The following is a 20,622-nucleotide window of genomic DNA, read 5'->3' as shown; positions in this document are numbered from 1 at the left end:
CCGGGGATGCGATGTCGAAGAGCACTGCGAAGCAACGGCTTTCGGATCTCAGCCGAATTGACGCCGGACCGCGGCGACGAGCCACTCCTCGTAGCGTTCCATGCTCCATCCGCTCTGCAGGACGAGCTGCTGATGACTTTCGGGCGACCAGAGGAAGGACAGCTCGTCGGCCGCGGTCTCGGAATCGATGTCGGCCCGGGCGATTCCGCGTTCGAGCAACATGCCGACCACGGTGCGGTAGTCCTGCTTGCGGCGCGTCAGCAGTCCGGCCAGCGCCTCGGCGACGGCGGCATCGGCGTTGGCGGCGCTCAGGAACTCCGTCCACAGCACACTGGTGCGAGCGTTCGCCGCGGCAACGAAGCTCGCGGCCGCCCGCAGGAAGGCGTCGTGGTCGGCGATGGCGTTGACCTCGACCGCGGCATCGCTGTCGGAGACGGGCGCCTCCCCCTCCTCGCCCGCGAACGCCTGCTCGAAGGCGCCCAGCAGCAGATTGCGCTTGGGGCCGTTGGCCTTCACGGTTTCGGTCGAGACTCCGGCGCGCGAGCCGATATCGGCCAGCGACGTGCCGCTGTAGCCGCGCTCCACGAAGCAGGCCGCCGCGGCGTCGAGCACACGGCGGCGGGTCGCCGCGGCCTGTTCACTGCGCAGGGCGGATCGGTAGGTCCGGGTGGCGGTCTTGTCACTCATCTCAATTCCTAATTGACTACCCCGGCGAGGCAGTGAATACTTCATCGGTGTCACCAATCTTACTTCGCTTCACACGTCGGAAGACCTGCCCATGATCTCCGTTCTCCTGACCGCCACACCCGTGCGCAGCCACGTCACGCCCCTGCTGTCCATCGCGGAGGCGCTCGTCGCCGCGGGCGACCGCGTGCGGTTCCTCACCGGTAGCCGCTTCAGCGACGACGTCCTCGCGACCGGCGCCGATTTCCTGCCGCTCCCGCCGGAGGCCGACTACGACGATCGCGATATCGATGCCGCCTTCCCCGGCCGTCGCGGACTGTCGGGCCCCGCGGGCATTCGATACGACACGATCGAGATCTTCCTGCGACCGGTACCCGCCCAGGTGCGGGCGGTCCGGGAGGCCATCGCCGCCGAGTCCACGGATGCCGTTCTGGCCGAGTCGATGTTCGCCGCCGCCGCGGTCCTGAGCGGTCTTCCGCGCACGGAACGACCACTGCTTGTCAACCTCGGGATCCTGCCGCTCGCGCTGAAGGATCCGGATGTCGCACCCTTCGGTCTCGGGATCACGCCGATGCGCGGGCCGCTGGGGCGTCTGCGCAACGCGGTCCTCACCCTCGGCGCCGAAAAGGTCGTGTTCGCTCCCGTGCAGCGCTTCGCGAACGAGATCGCGCGCGCCGAGACCGGTCGTGCCCTACCGCGGTTCTTCCTCGACTGGCCGGCCGGAGCCGACCACATCGTGCAGTTCACCGTCCCCGAATTCGAATATCCGCGCCGCGGCCTGCCCGACACCGTGCATTTCGTCGGTCCGGTGGCGCGGTCGCGGCCGTCGGCGATCTCGGTGCCGGAGTGGTGGGACGATCTCGCGGGCCGCCGCGTCGTGCACGTGACACAGGGCACGGTCGCCACCGGTGAATGGACTCTGATCGAGCCCACGGTGCGCGCACTCGCCGGCGACGACGTCATCGTCGTCGTCAGCACCGGCGGACGGCCGGTCGACACGCTCCCGGACAACCTGCCCGCCAATGTGCGCGTCGCGGAATTCCTTCCCTACGACCGATTGCTGCCGCAGACCGACGTCTTCGTCACCAACGGCGGCTACGGCGGCGTGCACTATGCGCTCGAACACGGAGTGCCGATCGTGGTCGCCGGCCGCACCGAGGACAAGACCGAGGTCAGCGCGCGAGTGGCGTGGTCCGGAGTCGGCATCGACCTGCGCGCCGACAACCCTGCGCCGGACAAGGTCGCCACCGCGGTCCGCACCGTGCTGACCGACGAGCGTTATCGCCTGCGTGCCGAGGCAATCGGCGATGCGATCCGCCGATCCCCCGGTCCCGAGGCCGTGCACGAGATCATCGCCGAGGCAGTGCGATCCGCCACTCAGCAGCGGGCGTAGAGCTACCGACGCTCGGCCCGTCCGGGTGATCGGTGCGGGGCCGTGGTCACGAATCACACCGACGGTCCGTCACACCCACCGCCCCGGCCGCCGGAGGGGTGCAGCCGGGGCACCCACGCCGGAACAGCGGCCCGGTAGTTCTCGTATTGCTCGCCATACCGCGCCGTCAGAGTCGGCTGCTCGTAGGTAACGACGAACAGAGCCGTCACCGCCCAGATCAGAGCAGCGTAGAGCAGCAGCGCAATCTGGCCGAAGAACAGCGATTGGCCGGCGATGATCATGACGACACCGAGGTACATCGGGTTTCGAACATAGCGATTGAATCCACTCACAACCAGCGTCTCGGTGGGCGCGATCGGCGCGGGTGTCCCTGCGGAACGGGCGAATTCGATGAACGCACCGATCAGCGGTATCAGTCCCGCTCCGATCACCACGGCGCCCACGATTAGCGCGGGGAGCCAGGTTTGGTGGAACTCCCAGCGCGAGATCCACCACGGAATGAGACCCGCGACGGTGCCCGGGGCAACGGCGAAGAAGACCAGAGTGCCGACAGCGGCATGACGTTCAGGCATGACAACCACCTTATTACGCAGGCTACCTGCCTAAATTGTAGGCAGGTAGCCTGCGTACTGTCCAGGACATATCCGGAAGGTGGGCCAGTGACTCAGCCGCTCGTCGCACTACTGCGCGGCATCAGCGCCTCCATCGTCGGCGAACTCGTGACGACACTGCACGCCGCCGGCTATCCCGACATCACCGCGGCCCACCACCCGGTCTTCTACAACATGGACGCGGGCGGCACCCGCCTCACCACTCTGGCCGCCCGCGCCGGCATCACCCATCAATCGATGGGCGAACTCGTCGCCGACCTCATCGGCTTGGGTTATCTTGCGCGACAACCGGACCCGTCGGATCGTCGCGCCCGGCTGATCGTTCTCACCGAGAAGGGCAAGCGCGCCGTCCGCGTCGCTCGCGCCGCCGTTTCCGACATCGACCGAGCGTGGTACGCCCGGCTGGAGGCCGCAGGGATTCGGGGTGATCTCCGGACCGCGCTCAGTGCCGCCCTTCGTGAAGCGCAACAGAACTCCCAGGCTCACGGTCAGCTCCGCTCGGCACCGGGCTCGTCGAGCGGATAGGTGAACGCCGGAACGCCGTGCGGCATCGCACGGGCGAGTATCACCGGCTCGTTCGCACCGATCCGGACGGTGAGCCGGAACCCGTTGCGGTCGTCGGAGTTGTTCTGGGGTTCGAAAGCGACCCAGGCGAATCCGGCGTCGGCCCGCGAGTCCGCGGCCAGCCGGTCCAGCTCGGCGGTCACCGCCTGCCATTCGTCCTTGCGCACGTATTGGCGCATCACCGAATGCCAGACGACGGTCAGCGTGCCGGGCTCCACTTCGATGCCGGCGAGAAAGTCACGGGCGCCGGTTACGGCGATATCGACGGGGATCTTCTCCGCCAGTCGCAACGCTCCGTCGAGGCGGGCGGCACGGGCCTGCTGATCCGGCCAGACATACGCGCGCAACGCCAGTGCGTCGCGCGGCGACAAGGGATCCAGCGGCGTCGGATCGCAGCCGCGCCGCTCGACGACCGCGAGCCGCGGATGGCGTCGCACGGCGCCGGCCAGCCACTGCGGGACCGGTCCTCGCCACGCGTCCGCGATCGTGACCGGTGAGTCCTCCGGCCCCCAGCCGATATCGCCGCTGTCCCACCGGAAGTGGTCGGCGCGCAGATTGAGCCCGCCGCTGGCGCCCAATTCGAACAACCGGATCGGCAGCGCAGTCGCATCGACCGCCGCGAGCAACCCGGCCAGCAAAGGAACGGCCCGGCCGACCTCGTTGGTCTGCGGCGGACGAGTCAGCCAGTCCCGGATCCACTCGGCCCGCTCCGCCACGACCTGCCGGAACGGCGCCCACGCGCCGGCGGGATCGTGGGCCCGCACCGACGCACCCGAACTGGGATAGAAGGGCGCGAGATCGGCTGCGGCGCCGGACAATACCAATGCGTGCACGCCGGCGAGCAAGCGCAGCGGTACCGCGGAATCGAAGTCGATGGTCTCGTAGCCCTCCAGAACCGTGGCGCAGGGTCCACGATCGTCGATATCGCGCGCGATATCGCGCAGCAGCGAGCCGTACAGCGGTGAACCGAGCTTGTCGCAAGCCTTGGCCTGCAGCTCGAATTGCGATACCAGGTGCATGAGTGAACTGTGCGCCCCTGCACCACCGTAATCAATATTGATTATGGTCAACCCATGGAGTGGATGGACACCGCCGACGCCACCGAACGGCTCGGGGTGAAGCCCGCGACCCTCTACGCCTACGTCAGCCGTGGCGTGCTGAAACGCCGCTACGACCCGGTCCGGCGGCGCAGCCTGTTCGATCCGGCCGAGATCGAGGAGCTGGCCCGGCGAGGCAAACCGCGCCGCAAACCCGCGCCGACCGAGATCGACATCGCCTCCCGCATCACCACCCTGGGCGTCGACCGGCCGTATTTCCGCGGTCGCGACGCCGTCGACCTGGCCGCCTCGCATACCTTCGAGGCCGTCGCCGAATGGTTGTGGGACGGCGACCTCACCGACAGCGGCCCCTGGGAATTCTCCGACAAGGCGGTAGCGGCAGCCCGCGCCACCCAGGCCGGCCTGCCCGAGGGCCTGCTGCCGATCGACCGGCTGCAACTCATCGTCACCACCTTGGCCGTCGGCGACCCCCTGCGCTTCCACCGCGACCGCGCGACCGTCGTCACCATCGCGCGCGCCATGATCGCCGGCATCATCGAGGCCCTTCCCCAGCTGTCCATCCCGGTCGGACGATCCGCCGCCGCGATGCTGTGGTCACGACTGTCCGCCACCGCGCCCGCCGACGACGGCCGACTGCACATACTCTGCGCCGCAATGGTTCTGCTGGCCGATCACGAGCTGGCGTCCTCCACGTTCGCGGCCCGGATCGCGGCCTCGGCGCATGCCGACCCCTACGCCGTGGTCGGCTGTGGCCTGGGAGTTCTCGGCGGTCCGATGCACGGCGGCGCCTCGCTGGCGGTGGAGCGGATGCTCGCCGAGATCACCGATCCCGGCGCCGTACCCAAGGCGCTGGACGAGCGTTTGCGCCGCGGTGAACGCATTCCCGGCGCCGGCCACGCGGTCTACCGATCGGGCGACGCGCGCGGCACCTACCTGGTGGATGCGATCCGAACGATCGCACCGGATCACCCGGCTCTCCTTGTGGCCGAGGCGATTTCGGCGGAGCTGCGGCACCGGCGCTTGCCCGCGATGAACAGCGATTTCGGACTCGGCGTTCTCGCCACGGTGTTCGACATGATTCCCGGCGCGGGCGAAATCATCTTCGCCGTCGCGCGAACGGCCGGCTGGCTGGCCCACGCGATGGAAGAGTACGAATCCGGAACGCTCATCCGTCCCCGCGCCGTCCCGCGACACCGATGACATCACGAACCGGGGATCGGACAGCCCTAACCGCTAAGATTCGATGACACCCCGAAGCGGCGCAAGACATACAGGGAGGGCAGCGATGCGAGAGGTCTTGGTCGCCGAGGTCCGGTCGGATTCACAGCCTCGGCGCAATCAGAAAGCGCGATCGAGTGACAACTTCTCGTTCGCGACCGTGCCGCCGGAAGCGGAAGAACTGCTCTGGCGGACGGGCCCCGGCACCGAAGTGATCAAGTTCAGTGTGATGGTCGACGTCCGAGCCAACTACGACCAGCGCGTACTCTCCAACATCGTCTCCGGCGGCAGAACCCGCATGCCGCTGGAGCGGAAGTCGTTGTCCCGCCGCGGTTTCTACATCGCCGATCCTTACGGGGCGACGCAGGAATTCGTCGTACAGGTGTATGCCCTGATCCCCGACTGAGTCGTCGACGCCGTCACCCCTGTTCCGCTAACCTCGGCAACCGTGCCGACCTCCTTTCCCCCGATCGACCCGTACGCCGACGGCCTGCTCGAGGTCGGCCAGGGAAATCAGATGTACTGGTACACCAGCGGCAACCCCACGGGGCGGCCGGTGCTCGTGGTGCACGGCGGGCCGGGCAGCGGCAGCACTCCGGGACCACGAAAGTCGTTCGACCCGAACATCTTCCGGATCGTCCAGTTCGATCAGCGCGGGTGCGGCCGAAGCCTTCCGAGCGCCGCCGCCCCGGACACCGACATGGCCGTGAACACCACCGAGCACCTGATCGCGGATATGGAGCGGCTGCGCACCCATCTCGGCATCGACCGCTGGCTGATGTACGGCGGCTCCTGGGGTTCGACGCTCATCCTCGCCTACGCCGAGCGGTATCCGGAGCGTGTCACCGGGATCGTGCTGGTCGGCGTCACCACGACCCGCCGCCGCGAAATCGATTGGCTGTACCGGGGTGTCGCACCGCTGCTGCCCGCCGAATGGGAGCGATTCCGGGCCGGCCTGCCCGGCGATGGGGACCTGGTCGAGGGCTACCGGCAACTCCTGGAACACCCGGACCCGGCGGTGCGCCGCGAGGCCGCGATCGAGTGGTGCCGCTGGGAGGACGCGGTGATCGCACACGAATCACTCGGCCGCCCAGGGCAATACAGCGCGAAGCCGGACACCGCGATGCTCACCTTCGTCCGCATCTGCACGCACTACTTCGCGCACGCGGCGTGGCTCGACGAAGGTGTGCTGCTCCGCGAGGCCGGGCGGTTGGCGGGGATCCCGGGCGACCTGATCCACGGCCGCCTCGACCTCAGCGCGCCGCTGGAAACCGCCTGGGAACTCGCGAAGGTGTGGCCGGACGCTCGCCTGCACGTCATCGACGACTCCGGCCACACCGGTAGTCCTGCCATGAGCGACGCGATCGCCCGGGCCATCGCCCGCTTCGCACAACCCGACGGCGGGTAGATTCGCCTATCGCTCTCCGAGCCGCAGCGATTGCCGCACCTTCTCGGCGCGCTGTACCTCCCTGCCGTACAGCAAGCCGTAGGTGAAAGCGTTCTCCCCCGCCAGGTGCGCCTGGACGCCGAGGGTGCGTACCTCGGCGCGGGCGACGACCGCGTCCTGGTGGACGCCGAGGGATTTCTGCAACGTCTTCATGCGGCGGGCCAGCTTCTTCTTGTCGGTCGCCTCGGCCGCGTAGCGGGTACGTTTCGCCGCCTTCCGCACCTCGTGCAGGCCGCGATCGGTACCGAGCCGGCCGATGTTGTCGAAGGCGCGGTCGACACGGCGGCGCGTCTTGCGCAGCGCTTTGGCCTCCGTGCGCTTCAGCGGCAGTCGGTGGCTGGTTTCGACGCAGTCCAGCAGCGCGAAATACCGTTCGCTGTTCAGTGCCTCGAGCACGTCGGCGCGGGCCGCCGACCGGCGCGGGACGAATGACTCGGTCAGCCGCCGGCGGACCTCGCCGATCACCAGCTCGTCCGGTAAGGCCCTGACTTCCGCGACGAGGTGGTCGTGCAGAACCTCGAGGTCCCGCATGTCTCCGAGCACCCCGGAGAGCCACTTCAGCTCGTTGCGCAGCTCTCGCGATCCCTTGAAGGCCTGCAGGATGCTGCGCAACCGGCGGCCCGCCACCCGCATCTGATGTATCGAATCGGGGGCGCGGCGCCGGATCAGGACGTCCTGCTCGATCATCTTGTCCGCCTGCTCGCGCATATAACCCTGCACGCCCGGATCGGGCGCGCGCCGCTCGGTACGGACACCGAGGACGCGCAGCGCCTTCGGCGGCGCATCCGACGGCTTGCCCAATCTCTTCTCGACGCTGTCGAACACATCCGGACCACCGCCGGCCAACTCGACCTCGATCTCCTCCCACGACATCACCGAGGACGACTCACCGAGCGTCTGACCGGACACGCTGTCCGCGACGACCTCGGCCGCGGCTCGGCCCGCCTCGTCCAGCAGCCGCCATTTCCGCCGCTTCGTCCGGATATGCGCGACCGGCGCGAGCGGTTGGCCCCTGGTGATGCCCGTCAGCATGTCGGTCAGTTCCTCCGGCGCCGATTTGCCCCCGCGCCCCAGCGGGACCTGGATTTCCTCGCGGGTGTCCTCCCCCAGCGGCAATTTCAGATGCCACCCCGCGTCGTCCCCACCGGTCCGGCGCCGAAGCGTAATTCCCTTGTGCGCCAACCGCAGATCCGCGGTGTCATGGTAAACAGCGTCGAGCACCTGTTCGTCGGTCAGCGGGTCGAGAGTCATGCCGGGCACATCATCGAGCGGCACCCCACCCGTGATCGGCAACTGGTACTTCCGTTCCCTTTCGTTCACGTGCGTGGCCATATGTTCCGGCTACCACGAATGAGCGAATTCAGTCGCGTTACAGCGAAGGTAATGAGCTACGCGTCCGCGTTGCCTTCGCGCAGGGATCGGATCATGCTCCGCAGGATCCGCAACGCGGTCGCCCGCTCGCTCTCGGTCAGGCCGGCCAGCATTCTGTCTTCGACGGACCGGACCGCCGCGCTCGCCTTCTCGAGGCTCCCTCGTCCGCGAGGCGTTAGCCGCGTGGGGAGCACCTTTCCGACCGGCGCCTCCGCGGGCCTGGTCACGTAGCCGTCTCGTTCCAGGGCTTGGAGCAGCACGTTCATCGACTGCCGTGTCACGAACGCACCCCGCGCCAGCTCGGAGTTCGACAAGCCGGGTCGTTGAGCCAGCAGCTCGAGGCAGGAGTAGTGGGTCACGCTCATCCCGAGCGGCCGCAATACCTCCTCCATGGCGACGCGAAGGACGCTCGAAGCCTCTTTCAGCAGGTAACCCAGTGACGTCTCGAGGTCGACGCCGTCTTGACTCATGTCAGTATTCTGACATAGCGTTGCATGTGTCAGAAAACTGACACAATCTAAGGAGCATCCTCATGTCCGTCACCGGCCCCGACTTCATCTCACTTCAAACCCGCGACCTCGCCGCTTCACAGGCGTTCTACGAGCAGTACCTCGGCCTCGTCCGCTCACCGGCCGGCCCACCGCACGCCGTCGTCTTCGAGACGAAGCCGATCGCGTTCGCACTCCGCGACATCGTCCCCGGCACCGATCTCGCATCCGTGGCCCAACCCGGCATCGGCACCGCGATCTGGTTCCACGCCACAGACGTCCAAACCATCCACGACGCTCTGGCCGCCGACGGCCACCCCATCGTCTCCGCACCGATCGACGGCCCCTTCGGCCGAACCTTCACCTTCGCCGACCCCGACGGCTACCACATCACCCTCCACGACCGCGCTTGACAGGGTTCGTCGGCGAACGATCGCGGTTGCGCCGGGTTCCCGTGGCCCTCACCGAACTCGTCACGATGGGCCGGGCCGAGAGCATCCGGCGTTATGCGGGAGATTTGTTCATGACCGTGAAGGCGAGATTGAGCAGACCCACCGGCACGAAAATGCCCGCCCACCATTTCAGTGATTTCAGGCATGCGCCCTTGAGCCACATCTCGCTGCGCCCGTAGACTCCCGCACTCGTTGCCGCCCAAGCCAATACGAATCCCAGTGTCGCCACATACTGGAGGACGGTCTGAGCGGTGTCGCGGAGCAAGATCGCGGTGATCGTGAAAACGATGGCGACGCAGAAGGCGATCGTCGCGAACTGGGTCGCTCGGACAACCTGGTTCAGCCCTTTCGCGATATCGGTCCGCCGTTCCGTCGCGATCGGTTCGTAGGGTGCGCGATCGGACTCCGTATCGTTTGCGGGCGACGCCGGACTTCTCAAGCGGGCCTCCTTCAACCGCCGCAGCCCCGCCTCGACCTTGTCCGGCAGCAACCGCACCACAGCCAAAGGCGGTCTGGCGTAACCCCTCTCGTACAGCAAGGTGGCATTGGCCGGGCGCAGCCTCAGCGCTCCCACGCCGATCTCCGGCCTGTCCACGATCTTGTTTCCCCTGGTGAGTGTCTGCCAGCGTTGCAGTTTCACCACCTCGTGCCCGTACCGATATCTGACACGGCGATTGTGGTGGCGACAGCGCATCCACTCGCCGGGCACCCAATTGCGGCACGGTCGCCCCTTACTCGTGCGCGGATAAGCGCACTGAACCGGCCACACCGACCCACGCAGAAACCAGAGCAGCACCGACACGACAGCCACGTAGACCGGAAACAACCCGCCGATCCACAGCGGCCACGGTATCGGCGACACCGAGTCGAGTTGCCTGGAAATCCACTGCAAGGTCGATGGAAGCAGAGACAGATAGTCGTTCACCAGCCACCCCCGTCATTCACATGTTTTGTCACGCAACGACTTCGACGATTATTCCTCAGTCGGATCGGCGTGGTGGGGCATTCGGGATCGGATCGGCGACAGAGGATGAGCGTCGACGTCCCGGCAGGTCAACCCGGAGTGCGTCACGGCAGAACTCAGCGCACTCATCACCACGGCCTGTCCCCCAGAGCGCGGTCACCCTGCGAGGGCGCGGCATCGGCAACCGGTGCGGCGCTGTCGGATTCCTGTTCACCGAACGTCGAGCGCCCAGCGTGCCTCTGCGGCAGGGTGGTTTCCAGGGCGAAGCACCGATCCGGAAGGGCACCGATGACAACTCCGTCGCTCACCTCCGAGTACGCGAACCTGGATGCTCTTCGGATCCGCATCCGGACGCACCAGCTCTATTCCGAGGTCGACGACGACGTGAGCGTCTCGGTGCTCGATGCATTGCGACTCGCGGTATCCGATAATCTGATCGATATCGGTTGCGGTACAGGAGAATTCATTACCCTCCTCGCCGAGCGCGGCCATGCCGGGCGGTTGTGCGGTCTCGATGCCTCACCGTCGGCCGCGGCTGCGGCGGCCCGGGTGCCGGGCGGGGCCGGTATCCGCGCGACAGCACAGCAGATACCGCCTCCCGACGGAGCGTGGGATTGCCTGACGGCCAGGCACATGCTCTACCACCTCGACGACCCGGCCGCCGCTCTCCGGGAGTTCCGACGGGTGGTCCGTTCCGGCGGCACGGTATGTGTCGTCGTCAACCATGCGGGAGCGTGCGCCCGGACCCGCGACCTCGTCACGGCCGTCGCCGGTCGCTACGGATTCCGAGAGCCGCCGGGCATGATGAACCACACCGTCAACTCCGACACCGTGCCCGCCATGATGCGGGATGTCTTCGGCAACGCCGAAGTCCGATCGTTCGACAACGCACTGGTCATCCCGGGACCCGAACCCGCGATTCGGTTCGCGGAATCGCTGTTCGCGTTCTCGGGCGTCACGCCGGCCACGCCCGAATACTCCGAGATCCGTGCCGAGGTGGAATCCGAGTTGCGCGGCTGGTTCGCAGCCAACCCGGGCCGGTCGTGGCGAGATCCGAAGGGGTACACGGTGACTACGGCGATCCGGGCCTAAGCGGGTTCAGGCTATGGGTGCCCCCGGCTCCGTCAGCTCCATCGGCCCCGCCACCCGTATGGCGGTCGTGAGGTAGCCGCCGTGCCGTTCCGTCTTGTCATCGCCCGCTTCTCGATCGGCGGGGCGATGACTATGGTGCTGTTCCGGCCTTCGTCGTTTGGGCTGTTCCGCCGCTCGCCGGTCCGGGACGGCCAGTCGCGCAACGGACCCGCTCAGCCTTCGGTGATTCGACCGCCGACATGGACGGTGTGGCCGTAACCGCCTTCGGGCTGCTGGGCCAGGAGCGGCGGAACCTGGCGAGAGACCGCCGCCACCGGCTCGGAACGGGTGGTGACGTCGTGTGCGTCCTTATCGCGCCACAGCTGCGTCAGCCAGATCGTGTCCGGGTCGTCGAATGCGATGTTGATGCTGTAGTGGAGCAGGCCGCTCTCGTCTCCGCCGGCGCGAAATCCGGCGAGGAGCACAGCGATCAGTTCGTCACGCCGCCCGGGCAGAGCCTTCATCCGCCCGTAGACGCTGAACATGTTCCCACTGGACATACATATCGCCTTTCACCTGCCCACCCCGCGTCGAGGCTACTCCGCAGCGGCAATCGGCACCTTTCACCAATCCACCGCTACAGCGGTTGGTTTCGCGACGCAGCATGGGCAGACCTACGTCCGGAGCTCTTCGAGCCACGCCGCCGATCCTCCCGCGATTCATCGCTCGACGACGCCTTGCTTTCGCAGGAAAACCCCGAGCGCGGCACCCCGGATGCCGGAACCGGCGCCAGGAACTGCTCGACCATTCACGACGATGGCGGCGAGCCGGACGTCACCCACATCGGTGACCAGCGACGGCTCCATCATGCGCGTCATGGCCCACATTCAGAGTTTGACGACGATCTTGCCGGTGTGGGTGCTGGATTCCATCAGACGGTGGGCGTCGCGGATGCTGTCGAGACCGTCGAAGACCGCCCCCACGTGCGGCCGGAAAACACCATCGCGGATGCCGGAGGCAATCCAGTGGTTGATCCGGCGGCGACCGTCGGCGGTGACCGACAGCTCCATGTTCGCGTACCCGAGAATTCGCAGCGGCCAGTTCATGGGCATCGCCATCGGGCGCTGGTCGAGCCAACCGTAGACGACGACGGTGCCGTTATGCGCTGCGGCCGTGCTCAATTCGGCCAGGCCCGGTCCGCCGACGGCGTCGAAGATCACCTGCGCGCCGACGCCGTCGGTGATGCGGCGGGTCTCGGCCACGACGTCGGTATCGCCCGAGGCGATGACGTGCGCCGCCCCGTTGTCGAGGAGGTATCGACTCTTCTCCCCGGTTCGGGTGACCGCGATGGGGATGGCGCCGATCCGGGCAGCGGTTTGCAGCGCGGCGATACCGACACCGCTCGACGCCGCGGTGATCAGTACGTTGTCACCGGGACGCAGCCCACCGGTTTCGATCAGTCCACCGTATGCGGTGGAATAGGTCAGCCAGGTAGCCGCGCCGGTGACCGCGTCGAGGCCTTCCGGGCGCGGGACCACGGACTCCACCGGCAGCACGACCCGCTCGGCGTAGACCCCCGCCGAGCTCATCTCGATATTCGGGCCGGTCGAAACCTTCTCTCCCACAGCGAATTCGGTGACGTCAGCACCGACCGCCTCGATTACTCCCGAGGATTCGTAGCCCAGCCGGGACCCCGGAAGCGTCGGCAGGTAGTAGTAGGCGCCGGCCCGGAACAAGGCCTCCGCCCGGTTGAGTCCGAGTGCTTCGATGCGAATGAGTACCTCCTTCGGTCCGGGGGCGGGCAGGTCGAGATTCTCGATGGTCAATACCTCGGGGTCACCGAGTTCATGGAAGACGACGGTGCGTGCGGTAATCGCGTCGGTTGTCATGCCATCGACGGTATGTACCGCCGGGAAGATGATCTATGCGTGAAAGTCTCGCGCAAATGTCCGTTCGTCTCGCTGCGCCGTTCGCGGCTACCATGCGGATATGGGTTTGGACGTACTCAGCGATGCCGTCGCGACGATGCGAACCGGCCGCCCGCACTCCTCGCGCCAGCACAAGTCGGCTCCGTGGGGAATGCGCTTCCCCGCGTCCGACGGCACGGGATTCCATGTCGTGTTGCAAGGTTCGGCATGGTTGATCGTCGAGAATCGCGAACCCACTACGCTCGGCCCCGGCGATATCGTCTTCCTGCCGCACGGCCGCGGCCACGCCTTGGCCAGCGATCCGTCCGTACCTTTGCGCGTGGTGAACCCACTGCCCGACGGATCGTGGCCACCACCCGCGACGGAACCCCACCAACCCGAGGCGCCCAGTACGTTACTGCTCTGCGGCGCATACCAACTCGACCGTCGACGCGCTCACCCCCTGCTCACCGACCTCCCCGATGTCGTCCATCTGCGCCCACGAGTCGGAGCGCATCGCTCCCTGCGAGCGGCGGTCGAACTACTCGGCACCGAACTCGAGGAGTCCCAGCCCGGTTCGGACGCGATCATCACGTCCCTGCTCGACACCCTGCTGCTCTATATCCTGCGCGCCTGGTGGTTGGACACCGAGGACGACGGGACCCCGCGCAACGGCTGGGCCGCCGCATTGGCCGATCGCCCCGTCGCCACCGCCCTCCGCGCCATCCATACCAGCCCCGAAAAGCCGTGGACCGTAGAGGAACTAGGCGCCCTCGGCGGCCTGTCACGCGCCGCCTTCTCCCGCCGCTTCACCGCCACGGTCGGCCGATCCCCACTGGCGTATCTCACCTGGTGGCGCATGACTCTCGCCGGCCGCTTGCTCCGCTCCGACGACACCCCGTTGCACACTGTGGCCCAGCGAGTCGGCTACACCTCCGAATTCGCCTTCGCCAAGGCATTCAAACGCGAGTACAGCACTCCCCCGGGACGTTATCGCGCTGCGGCACATCATCTTCCACGGTGAGAGCAGCAGCTTCACACGTATCGCTAGTCGAAGCTGTCGTCCTCGGGAAGTTGCTGCGCTGCGGAGCGGCGCCGAACGAGCTTTGCGATCGTTCCGGCGACAGCCGCTCCGACCGCACCGCCGACCACCGCGCCTAACAAACTCTGCGGCAACGAATCCGATGGCAGGGTGCGCCACAGGAAGACGATCACCCACGCGGCGATCAGCGGATACGTCGTGGCATACGCGATCCGTTTGCGCCGCGAAGGGAAGCCTTTCAGCACGGTCTGCATATCGATGCCGCGCCGCGCGCAATAGCGCAGAAGCAGAAGCGATGTGAGGCTGGGCAGCACGAAGATCAGCAGCGATACCCACTTGGCATCCAGCGCTGCGGCGACGATGGCGATGGCGTAACAGCCGTAGATCGTGGCGCACAGCGCGATGGTCGAGCCTCGGTAGAACTCCTCGCGGGCGCGCTCGTCACCCCACGCCGGTTCGTCGGGCGCTAGGAAGATGTCCTCGAATGCAGTGGTTTTGGCCATGTCCCCTCCAGATCCTCGGTCCAGAAAATGTCTTCCACCGTCGTTCCCAGCGCACGGGCGATCCGCAGCGCAAGATAGACACTCGGCGCGTAGTCGCCTTGTTCGATCGAGATCACGGTCTGCCGGCTGACGCCGACGGTCGTCGCCAATTGCGCCTGGGTCATCCGGCACTCGCGCCGTCGCTTGCGTACCGGATGCTCCTGCTGATCGCCGACCACGAAACCAATGTTAAGGATGTTTGACATCCAATGTCAAGGAAACTTGTCTTTTCGGTCTCGACCGTTCACGGTCCGCACGACTGCGATACCGGCTCGGACGTCGTCCGGATTTGGTGGGACGTGTCCCTGCAGCGGGATACCGGCGGCGATTGTCAGCGCGGGTTCCGCGGACTGCGTGGCCGGGGTCGTCGGTGCGACGCCGACCGGGGTCGGTAACCGGCTTCCACGCACCGCAACGCCGCAACCTTCCACGGGATGCGGAGGTACGCCGTCAGCTGGATCGCACGGTAGTCGGCGATTGCCCGGATCATTTGTGGCGCAATCGTTCTCGCCTTGAGACGTCGCTGTGGGCCGAACCTGCGATGGACCGCATCGTTCATGGCATGTTTGCACCACCGCACGCGGGTAGGTGAGCTCGGCCTCCCCGACCGCGGCCATCGGTTGCAAGCGGACAGCGGCAGCGGTCGAGTCGGGCCCGCCGCCGATCCAGTCGCCTCAGGCGAGCGACTGATCCAATGGCGTCGCGTGGACGAAGTCGACGACCACTGCAGCGAGTTCTTCGCCCTTGTCCTCCTGGAGGAAATGCCCGGCCGAGGTGATGGTCACCGGTGAATGCGCCGCGGCGCCAGGGATTTTCGACGACAGCACCTTGTCCCCGCCGCGCGTGATCGGATCCGAGTCCGAGAAGGCACACAGGAACGGCCGCTCGAACGTCTCCAGGACTGCCCACGCGGCCCGGTTCGCGGGGGCGGCAGGATCCTCGGGACTGGTCGGAACCAGGAGCGGGAACTGGCGAGCGCCCTGCTTGTAGGTGTCGTCGGGGAAGGGAGCGTCGTAGGCAGCGATCACCTCGGGAGAGAGATCGGTCAGGCACGCGCCGTTGACGATCTTCCCCGCTCGGAAGTCGGGTGTGTCCTGGCTGAAGCGCTGCCATGCGAGGAACGCGTCGCCGGGATGGCGATCACCGGTCGGCAGGAATGTATTCGCGGCGACAACGCGCGCGAAGCGATCGGGATGTTCTCCGACCAAGCGCAGCCCGATCAATCCACCCCAGTCCTGACATACGAGCGTGATCCGGTCGAGGCCGATGGCTTCGATCGCCGCCCAGGTCCAGTCGACGTGTGCTTGATAGGTGTAGTCCGCACGGTCCGCCGGCTTGTCGCTGCGGCCGAAGCCGACGAGGTCGATCGCGATCGCGCGCAGCCCGGCCGCCACCAGCACGGGGATCATCCGCCGATACAGGTACGACCACGACGGTTCGCCGTGCAGCAGCAGCACCACCTCACCGTCGGGCGGGCCCGCGTCCAGGTAGTGCATCCGCAGCGTGGTCCCGTCACCCGCGGGCACCTCGACGTAATGCGGTTCGAACGGAAAGTCGGGCAGCCCCGTGAAGCGTTCGTCGGGCGTTCTCAATATCCGCATGGCCCAATCCCTTTCGTCGAAACTAGCCGCCGTTGCTGTACACCCGAGTCGGTTCGACCAGGACCGCCGCACGGCGCTCCGCCGCCATCACGCGGTCGTACTCGTCCCAGTCGTCGTGCTCACCGCCGGCGGCCGTGAACACATCACGCAGAAGCCGACGCAATCCCTCGGCGTCGATCCACGGCTGCGGATCGTCGGGACCCACGATCTGAGCGCGCCCCTCCACCGTCGCCCATGCCCAGCCCTGCCGGAACGTGGCGCTGACCTGCGGGCGAGCGCGAAGATTCGCGAGCTTGACCTTGCCGTAGGTAACGAAACCAAGAACCGGCTCCCCCGTCGAAGGATGAGCCAACAGCCCGACGTTGACCAGCGTGGACTGAATAGTCTCGTCGGATCTGAGGGTGGAGACGACGGCGAGCCCCTTCTCGGCGCGACCGAGCTCCACCGCCTGTTCCAGTGTGGTCATCACATCTCCCGTGGTTGGGTGCTCCGATCCTCGCACGGCCCATTGTGCGCCCGCTGAATAGCGCGACTGGTGGCGACTTCACGAAGTTGGGCTGCGACTGGCCCTCGCGCGATGTCGACTGGGCGTCGGGGCCGAATTTTTCGTGCAAACCTCGACGAGAATGCGAGAAAACTGCAAAATTCGGCGAGGTTTGCACGATCAGTTCACATCCCCGCACGCCGGTCGATGCTGGATGCTGTGGATTAAGGGCACGAGCACTTCTTCGTGCGCGGCACGGCCTCGCGGACGTAGCGCGGTGGCGCAGGGTGTGACGGGGTGTAGCGCGGTGCCGCGGGTGTAGCGCGGTGACGCACGGTCTGGCGCGGTGACGCGGAGCGTGACGCGGTGACGCAGCGTCTGGCGGTGACGGGCGCGTGGCGCGGTGCCACCAGCTGCGCGGGCGATGCTGCGGGCGCCTGATGCAGTGCCGCCAGGCGCGATGCTGTGGGTGCGTAACGCGGTCACGCGAGGGTCGGGCGCGAAGAGCGATGGGCGTTCGAATCGAGCCGGCCTAGCGTCCCGCTGCCGGCTCCTCGATTGGTTCATCCTGCGCATGGTGCGAACCTTTTGTGCGCAATGGCACACCGACGTCATGCAGGTGCCTCAACGCCTCGCGGTACGAGGTGACCAGCCCGGTCTCGTGATACGGCACGCCGATCTCGGCACAGTAATCGCGGACGATCACCTGGGCATGCCGCAGGTTCGGAGTCGGCATGCTGGGGAACAAGTGGTGCTCGATCTGATAGTTCAGCCCACCGAGAGCGATATCGGTCAGCACGCCGCCGCGCACATTGCGCGAGGTCAACACCTGCCGGCGCAAGTAGTCGGGCCGGTCGTCTCCCGTGAATGTCGGCATACCCTTGTGATTCGGCGCGAAGATGCACCCCATGTAGAGCCCGAACAGCGCTTGGTGCACAACGAAAAACGCGAAAGCCTTGTCGGCAGGCAGAATTGCGAACAGTGCTCCCAGATAGCCGGCGAAATGCCCGAACAGCAGCACGCCCTCCACTACACGGTGCTTGGCCGCCCGGCTCCGGAGCGCACGCACCCCGGCCACATGCAAATTCAGCCCCTCCAACATCAGCAGCGGGAAGAACAGGAACGCCTGCGCCCGCCCGATCAGCCGAGGCAACCCACGACTGGCCCGCGCCTGCCGCTGCGACCACACCAGAATGTCCGGCGCGACATCAGGATCCAGCTCCTCGTGATTCGGATTGGCGTGATGCCGCGTGTGCTTGTCCTGCCACCACCCGTACGCCAGTCCGATCCCGGCATTACCGACGACCCGACCCATGATCTCGGTCGGGCGACGGAGCCGGAACACCTGACGGTGGGCGACGTCATGCATGACGAGCGCGACCTGAGCGAAGGTCACGGCCATGAACGCCGCGACCAGAAGCATCCACCACGAGTCGCCGACGAGCACGAGCGCCACCCAGCCGGCTACGAACGCAATCCCGACGAGGCCGAGCCGGATGGCGTAGTAGACGGGACGTCGATTCATCAAGCCCGCGTCGGAGATTCGACGTAACAGGCGGGCGTAATCACCGTCGGTACGCCGCGATGATCTCGGGGAGGGCAGTGGGACCAAAGCCGGTGTCGTCATGGTTCTTCCTGGGAGCTGAGGCGCGGACGACACCTCGCCCGCTCTGGATGCCGGCCGATGTCGATCGGGATCCGGTGCATCGCGCGGTGGGGCGGGGTGACGTGTCGATACACCGAAGCTATTGGCCGACTTCTCGTTTCAACTCACCCCCAGGTATGGCATGGCATCGGACTGTGGGGTGATATCGAGCGTCACCGCAGGCAGGTAATCCAGCTGAACCCTCGAACCGAGCGACCGGTCGACTTACCGCGCAACGACCCAACACGAAGGCGGCACAGTATTGGGTAAACGAGTTCGACCACCACCGCCCGAATCCACGGCGAGTGTGCGAGCGCCACCTCCGCAGTCATCGACTACGTTGTGCGGCTGTTTGCGGACACCACCGCCGACCTTGCCCACAACGAGCCATAGCCCGATCGGCGCTGGGACCCCCGCAACGCGGCGAGTGGCGGCGGAAGTGGGGTACGACCGCGTATGTCTCGCCGATTGCACAGCGTCCGGCACGTCGCTGCTCGTCGGAGAGCGCGTCACCCGGGCCACGCGGGCCTCAGGAACCCGTTATCACCGCTGGTAGCTGGCGATGACGCCCCAGAACAACGGGCGGTCGATGATGCTGAAGTCCCAGTCGTCGACCAAGGCATGCAGATTGTCGACGATGCCCTCGATGTCGAAGTCGGCTGCCCGAGCGGTCCCCGTCGATTCGACGAGGCCGATCACATACTTGACGGCGGTTCCCATTGCGCCCGTATTCCCGGGATTCGGACTGCCAAACAGGGTTCGCGCCGCAATCACACCGGCGCGGAGAGCTTGCGTCTCTAGTCTTTTCGGCCGCCTCGCTGACGGGGCGGCTAGCGTGAGACGAGGCTGCCCGTGCGGTTGCCGCCGTGGGCATGCCTGCAGCCGAATCATTCACGACAGCTTCGACAGGCAGGTGCTCCCGGCCCAGGGCAGTTGGGCCGGGAGCACATACCCAGTCCCGCGTGCACCGTGGCGAGGGCAGTGAAACCGGGTCGTGCGGGCGGGTAACCGCCCATCTCGGCGATATGCATTGAGAAATCATGAAATTGCTAGCCGATATTCCTACCGGTCAGTCGAGCACCGCGGTCGCCTCGACCTCCACCCGCACATCCGGCTCGAAAAGGTAGTCGACACCGATCAGTGACGCCGGAGGCATCGGAATCGGCAGTCCGATCTCCGCGGCGACCGCCTCCACGCCGGCCATGAAGTCGTCGATCTGCTCCGGGCTCCACCTGGTGACGTAGAACGTCAGGCGCAGCACATCCGCGAAAGACGCACCCGCACCGGCCAATCCGCGAGCAGTGTTGCGCAGCGCCTGGGCGACCTGGCCGGCGAGATCGCCCGGCACAACCGGAGTGCCGTCCGCGAAATGTGCGACCTGCCCGCTGACGTGCACCTGGCGCGATCCGGTGCCTACAGCCACGTGATGGTAGGGGGTCGGCTGCAACATTCCCTCGGGCGTGAAGTGCTTGACAGTCATGCTCTGGACCTTTCGTTTTGAAGTATCACTAAGATACTTAGTTGACGAAGGACACTTCAACGAAACCAGGTTTCAGCATGGATACCAACGGTGAAATCCGCATCGAGACAGCGCACCGTGACCTACTCGATCAAGTGCTCGACAAGTGGTCGCTCAGCGTCCTCAACGAACTCTGCGAACGTCCGTGCCGCTTCAACGAACTACGCCGCGCCATCCCGGCGGTCACCCAGAAGTCGCTCACCGCGACCTTGCGCAGACTCGAGCGCAACGGCGTGATCGAACGCGTAGTCGTCACCACCCGCCCGGTCGCGATCGAATATCGAATCACCCCCCTCGGCAAAACCCTGCGCCACCCTGTCGACGTACTGCTGGCGTGGGCAGCCGACCATATGCCGGCCATCGAATCCGCCCGTGAGAGTTACGACGCGCGCGAGGAGGACACGGTCCTGGGTTCATGACGCCCACCGCCGTCGGCCATCTCGGCAAGATCTGGGAGAGCATTCGGAGCCAGCCGAATCCACGTCGGCGGCAGACGATCGATGCGAACGTTCGCGAACCGCGGAAGACTCGTCGAGACCGTCGGCGTTCGGGTCTGCCGCC

General features: G+C 66.5%; 25 protein-coding genes. 9 read left to right on the top strand and 16 right to left on the bottom strand.

Translation table 11 applies throughout. The features are described from left to right. Window positions 1-48: 48 nt before the first annotated feature. Window positions 49-687 (bottom strand): TetR/AcrR family transcriptional regulator, encoded by a 639-nt coding sequence (locus tag ACPCUW_RS27230; RefSeq protein WP_064901454.1) that lies wholly within the window; start codon window positions 685-687, stop codon window positions 49-51. 91 nt (window positions 688-778) lie between these two features. Between ACPCUW_RS27230 and ACPCUW_RS27225 the strand changes: the two genes are divergently transcribed. Further along, the gene (locus ACPCUW_RS27225) at window positions 779-2,077 is read left to right on the top strand and encodes a glycosyltransferase (RefSeq protein ID WP_423427982.1); all 1,299 of its coding nucleotides are present in this window, start codon (window positions 779-781) and stop codon (window positions 2,075-2,077) included. Between the two features lie 53 nt (window positions 2,078-2,130). Here ACPCUW_RS27225 and ACPCUW_RS27220 read toward each other — a convergent pair whose 3' ends face one another. Continuing rightward, window positions 2,131-2,649, bottom strand: coding sequence for a methyltransferase family protein (locus ACPCUW_RS27220; protein ID WP_423427981.1), 519 nt, complete (start codon window positions 2,647-2,649; stop codon window positions 2,131-2,133). Window positions 2,650-2,736: 87 nt separating this feature from the next. Between ACPCUW_RS27220 and ACPCUW_RS27215 the strand changes: the two genes are divergently transcribed. Beyond that, window positions 2,737-3,213 carry a MarR family winged helix-turn-helix transcriptional regulator gene (locus ACPCUW_RS27215; protein WP_423427979.1) on the top strand — a complete coding sequence of 159 codons (477 nt, stop codon included), beginning with the start codon at window positions 2,737-2,739 and terminating at the stop codon, window positions 3,211-3,213. Here the strand turns inward: ACPCUW_RS27215 and ACPCUW_RS27210 are convergent. After that, on the bottom strand, window positions 3,177-4,271 hold the full coding sequence (locus ACPCUW_RS27210; protein WP_423427977.1) for a DUF2332 domain-containing protein: 1,095 nt from the start codon (window positions 4,269-4,271) through the stop codon (window positions 3,177-3,179). The genes ACPCUW_RS27215 and ACPCUW_RS27210 overlap by 37 nt on opposite strands. 54 nt (window positions 4,272-4,325) lie before the next feature. On the opposite strand from ACPCUW_RS27210, the gene ACPCUW_RS27205 reads away from it, so the two are divergent. From ACPCUW_RS27205 to pip, 3 genes are all read left to right on the top strand, one after another. Then, a complete protein-coding gene (locus tag ACPCUW_RS27205; protein ID WP_423427976.1) occupies window positions 4,326-5,510 on the top strand; it encodes a citrate synthase in 1,185 nt (394 codons plus the stop codon). 85 nt (window positions 5,511-5,595) lie between these two features. Continuing rightward, window positions 5,596-5,934, top strand: coding sequence for a hypothetical protein (locus tag ACPCUW_RS27200; protein WP_064901442.1), 339 nt, complete (start codon window positions 5,596-5,598; stop codon window positions 5,932-5,934). Window positions 5,935-5,976: 42 nt separating this feature from the next. Further along, the gene (pip, locus tag ACPCUW_RS27195; protein WP_423427974.1) at window positions 5,977-6,936 is read left to right on the top strand and encodes a prolyl aminopeptidase; all 960 of its coding nucleotides are present in this window, start codon (window positions 5,977-5,979) and stop codon (window positions 6,934-6,936) included. Window positions 6,937-6,942: 6 nt separating this feature from the next. Here pip and ACPCUW_RS27190 read toward each other — a convergent pair whose 3' ends face one another. Then, on the bottom strand, window positions 6,943-8,307 hold the full coding sequence (locus tag ACPCUW_RS27190; RefSeq protein ID WP_423427972.1) for a CHAD domain-containing protein: 1,365 nt from the start codon (window positions 8,305-8,307) through the stop codon (window positions 6,943-6,945). A gap of 56 nt (window positions 8,308-8,363) precedes the next feature. Next, window positions 8,364-8,816 carry a MarR family winged helix-turn-helix transcriptional regulator gene (locus tag ACPCUW_RS27185; RefSeq protein ID WP_423427971.1) on the bottom strand — a complete coding sequence of 151 codons (453 nt, stop codon included), beginning with the start codon at window positions 8,814-8,816 and terminating at the stop codon, window positions 8,364-8,366. Between the two features lie 62 nt (window positions 8,817-8,878). Here ACPCUW_RS27185 and ACPCUW_RS27180 point away from each other — a divergent pair, with 62 nt between their 5' ends. Then, window positions 8,879-9,247, top strand: coding sequence for a VOC family protein (locus ACPCUW_RS27180; protein WP_423427970.1), 369 nt, complete (start codon window positions 8,879-8,881; stop codon window positions 9,245-9,247). 91 nt (window positions 9,248-9,338) lie between these two features. On the opposite strand, the gene ACPCUW_RS27175 is transcribed toward ACPCUW_RS27180, so the two are convergent. Then, window positions 9,339-10,211 carry a hypothetical protein gene (locus tag ACPCUW_RS27175; protein ID WP_423427969.1) on the bottom strand — a complete coding sequence of 291 codons (873 nt, stop codon included), beginning with the start codon at window positions 10,209-10,211 and terminating at the stop codon, window positions 9,339-9,341. A 327-nt stretch (window positions 10,212-10,538) separates the two neighbouring features. Between ACPCUW_RS27175 and ACPCUW_RS27170 the strand changes: the two genes are divergently transcribed. Continuing rightward, window positions 10,539-11,342 carry a class I SAM-dependent methyltransferase gene (locus ACPCUW_RS27170; RefSeq protein WP_423427967.1) on the top strand — a complete coding sequence of 268 codons (804 nt, stop codon included), beginning with the start codon at window positions 10,539-10,541 and terminating at the stop codon, window positions 11,340-11,342. Window positions 11,343-11,554: 212 nt separating this feature from the next. Here ACPCUW_RS27170 and ACPCUW_RS27165 read toward each other — a convergent pair whose 3' ends face one another. From ACPCUW_RS27165 to ACPCUW_RS27155, 3 genes are all read right to left on the bottom strand, one after another. Further along, window positions 11,555-11,881: a putative quinol monooxygenase gene (locus ACPCUW_RS27165; protein WP_064901430.1), complete on the bottom strand. Its 327-nt coding sequence runs from the start codon at window positions 11,879-11,881 to the stop codon at window positions 11,555-11,557. 159 nt (window positions 11,882-12,040) lie between these two features. Beyond that, window positions 12,041-12,199 carry a hypothetical protein gene (locus ACPCUW_RS27160; RefSeq protein WP_195075464.1) on the bottom strand — a complete coding sequence of 53 codons (159 nt, stop codon included), beginning with the start codon at window positions 12,197-12,199 and terminating at the stop codon, window positions 12,041-12,043. A gap of 9 nt (window positions 12,200-12,208) precedes the next feature. Further along, on the bottom strand, window positions 12,209-13,210 hold the full coding sequence (locus ACPCUW_RS27155) for a zinc-dependent alcohol dehydrogenase family protein (protein ID WP_423427966.1): 1,002 nt from the start codon (window positions 13,208-13,210) through the stop codon (window positions 12,209-12,211). Between the two features lie 100 nt (window positions 13,211-13,310). Here ACPCUW_RS27155 and ACPCUW_RS27150 point away from each other — a divergent pair, with 100 nt between their 5' ends. After that, the gene (locus tag ACPCUW_RS27150; RefSeq protein WP_423427965.1) at window positions 13,311-14,252 is read left to right on the top strand and encodes an AraC family transcriptional regulator; all 942 of its coding nucleotides are present in this window, start codon (window positions 13,311-13,313) and stop codon (window positions 14,250-14,252) included. 23 nt (window positions 14,253-14,275) lie between these two features. Here ACPCUW_RS27150 and ACPCUW_RS27145 read toward each other — a convergent pair whose 3' ends face one another. From ACPCUW_RS27145 to ACPCUW_RS27115, 7 genes are all read right to left on the bottom strand, one after another. Further along, entirely contained in the window at window positions 14,276-14,773 is a 498-nt protein-coding gene (locus ACPCUW_RS27145; RefSeq protein ID WP_104390839.1) for a hypothetical protein, read from the bottom strand. Then, on the bottom strand, window positions 14,737-15,018 hold the full coding sequence (locus tag ACPCUW_RS27140) for a helix-turn-helix transcriptional regulator (RefSeq protein WP_423427964.1): 282 nt from the start codon (window positions 15,016-15,018) through the stop codon (window positions 14,737-14,739). Before ACPCUW_RS27140 ends, ACPCUW_RS27145 begins: the two co-directional genes overlap by 37 nt. Window positions 15,019-15,486: 468 nt before the next feature. Continuing rightward, complete coding sequence (locus ACPCUW_RS27135) at window positions 15,487-16,413, bottom strand: haloalkane dehalogenase (RefSeq protein ID WP_423427962.1); 927 nt, start codon at window positions 16,411-16,413, stop codon at window positions 15,487-15,489. A gap of 22 nt (window positions 16,414-16,435) precedes the next feature. Beyond that, window positions 16,436-16,879 (bottom strand): TIGR03618 family F420-dependent PPOX class oxidoreductase, encoded by a 444-nt coding sequence (locus ACPCUW_RS27130; RefSeq protein ID WP_030514834.1) that lies wholly within the window; start codon window positions 16,877-16,879, stop codon window positions 16,436-16,438. 550 nt (window positions 16,880-17,429) lie between these two features. Then, window positions 17,430-18,524 (bottom strand): fatty acid desaturase family protein, encoded by a 1,095-nt coding sequence (locus ACPCUW_RS27125; protein WP_423427960.1) that lies wholly within the window; start codon window positions 18,522-18,524, stop codon window positions 17,430-17,432. Window positions 18,525-19,085: 561 nt separating this feature from the next. Beyond that, the gene (locus tag ACPCUW_RS27120) at window positions 19,086-19,262 is read right to left on the bottom strand and encodes a hypothetical protein (protein WP_181065144.1); all 177 of its coding nucleotides are present in this window, start codon (window positions 19,260-19,262) and stop codon (window positions 19,086-19,088) included. A gap of 349 nt (window positions 19,263-19,611) precedes the next feature. After that, window positions 19,612-20,022, bottom strand: a complete 411-nt coding sequence (locus ACPCUW_RS27115; protein ID WP_030514836.1) for a RidA family protein — start codon at window positions 20,020-20,022, stop codon at window positions 19,612-19,614. 77 nt (window positions 20,023-20,099) lie between these two features. Between ACPCUW_RS27115 and ACPCUW_RS27110 the strand changes: the two genes are divergently transcribed. Next, entirely contained in the window at window positions 20,100-20,480 is a 381-nt protein-coding gene (locus ACPCUW_RS27110; RefSeq protein ID WP_104366161.1) for a winged helix-turn-helix transcriptional regulator, read from the top strand. Window positions 20,481-20,622: the final 142 nt, after the last annotated feature.

The sequence above is a fragment of the Nocardia sp. AB354 genome (genome assembly GCF_049538315.1).
GTDB classification, from domain to species: Bacteria; Actinomycetota; Actinomycetes; order Mycobacteriales; family Mycobacteriaceae; genus Nocardia; species Nocardia nova.
Note: the sequence above shows the minus strand (reverse complement) of the source record. Positions and strands in the feature narration are given on the sequence as shown.

Excerpts from the sequence above, each read along its gene's own strand:
- ACPCUW_RS27140 (WP_423427964.1), bottom strand. The coding sequence starts at position 15,018 with ATGTCAAACATCCTTAACATTGGTTTCGTGGTCGGCGATCAGCAGGAG.
- ACPCUW_RS27145 (WP_104390839.1), bottom strand. The coding sequence starts at position 14,773 with ATGGCCAAAACCACTGCATTCGAGGACATCTTCCTAGCGCCCGACGAA.
- ACPCUW_RS27120 (WP_181065144.1), bottom strand. The coding sequence starts at position 19,262 with ATGGGAACCGCCGTCAAGTATGTGATCGGCCTCGTCGAATCGACGGGG.
- ACPCUW_RS27220 (WP_423427981.1), bottom strand. The coding sequence starts at position 2,649 with ATGCCTGAACGTCATGCCGCTGTCGGCACTCTGGTCTTCTTCGCCGTT.
- ACPCUW_RS27200 (WP_064901442.1), top strand. The coding sequence starts at position 5,596 with ATGCGAGAGGTCTTGGTCGCCGAGGTCCGGTCGGATTCACAGCCTCGG.
- ACPCUW_RS27230 (WP_064901454.1), bottom strand. The coding sequence starts at position 687 with ATGAGTGACAAGACCGCCACCCGGACCTACCGATCCGCCCTGCGCAGT.
- ACPCUW_RS27180 (WP_423427970.1), top strand. The coding sequence starts at position 8,879 with ATGTCCGTCACCGGCCCCGACTTCATCTCACTTCAAACCCGCGACCTC.
- ACPCUW_RS27205 (WP_423427976.1), top strand. The coding sequence starts at position 4,326 with ATGGAGTGGATGGACACCGCCGACGCCACCGAACGGCTCGGGGTGAAG.
- ACPCUW_RS27210 (WP_423427977.1), bottom strand. The coding sequence starts at position 4,271 with ATGCACCTGGTATCGCAATTCGAGCTGCAGGCCAAGGCTTGCGACAAG.
- ACPCUW_RS27185 (WP_423427971.1), bottom strand. The coding sequence starts at position 8,816 with ATGAGTCAAGACGGCGTCGACCTCGAGACGTCACTGGGTTACCTGCTG.
- ACPCUW_RS27170 (WP_423427967.1), top strand. The coding sequence starts at position 10,539 with ATGACAACTCCGTCGCTCACCTCCGAGTACGCGAACCTGGATGCTCTT.
- ACPCUW_RS27225 (WP_423427982.1), top strand. The coding sequence starts at position 779 with ATGATCTCCGTTCTCCTGACCGCCACACCCGTGCGCAGCCACGTCACG.
- ACPCUW_RS27110 (WP_104366161.1), top strand. The coding sequence starts at position 20,100 with ATGGATACCAACGGTGAAATCCGCATCGAGACAGCGCACCGTGACCTA.
- ACPCUW_RS27160 (WP_195075464.1), bottom strand. The coding sequence starts at position 12,199 with ATGACGCGCATGATGGAGCCGTCGCTGGTCACCGATGTGGGTGACGTC.
- ACPCUW_RS27150 (WP_423427965.1), top strand. The coding sequence starts at position 13,311 with ATGGGTTTGGACGTACTCAGCGATGCCGTCGCGACGATGCGAACCGGC.
- ACPCUW_RS27125 (WP_423427960.1), bottom strand. The coding sequence starts at position 18,524 with ATGACGACACCGGCTTTGGTCCCACTGCCCTCCCCGAGATCATCGCGG.
- ACPCUW_RS27165 (WP_064901430.1), bottom strand. The coding sequence starts at position 11,881 with ATGTCCAGTGGGAACATGTTCAGCGTCTACGGGCGGATGAAGGCTCTG.
- ACPCUW_RS27135 (WP_423427962.1), bottom strand. The coding sequence starts at position 16,413 with ATGCGGATATTGAGAACGCCCGACGAACGCTTCACGGGGCTGCCCGAC.
- ACPCUW_RS27155 (WP_423427966.1), bottom strand. The coding sequence starts at position 13,210 with ATGACAACCGACGCGATTACCGCACGCACCGTCGTCTTCCATGAACTC.
- ACPCUW_RS27190 (WP_423427972.1), bottom strand. The coding sequence starts at position 8,307 with ATGGCCACGCACGTGAACGAAAGGGAACGGAAGTACCAGTTGCCGATC.
- ACPCUW_RS27130 (WP_030514834.1), bottom strand. The coding sequence starts at position 16,879 with ATGACCACACTGGAACAGGCGGTGGAGCTCGGTCGCGCCGAGAAGGGG.
- ACPCUW_RS27115 (WP_030514836.1), bottom strand. The coding sequence starts at position 20,022 with ATGACTGTCAAGCACTTCACGCCCGAGGGAATGTTGCAGCCGACCCCC.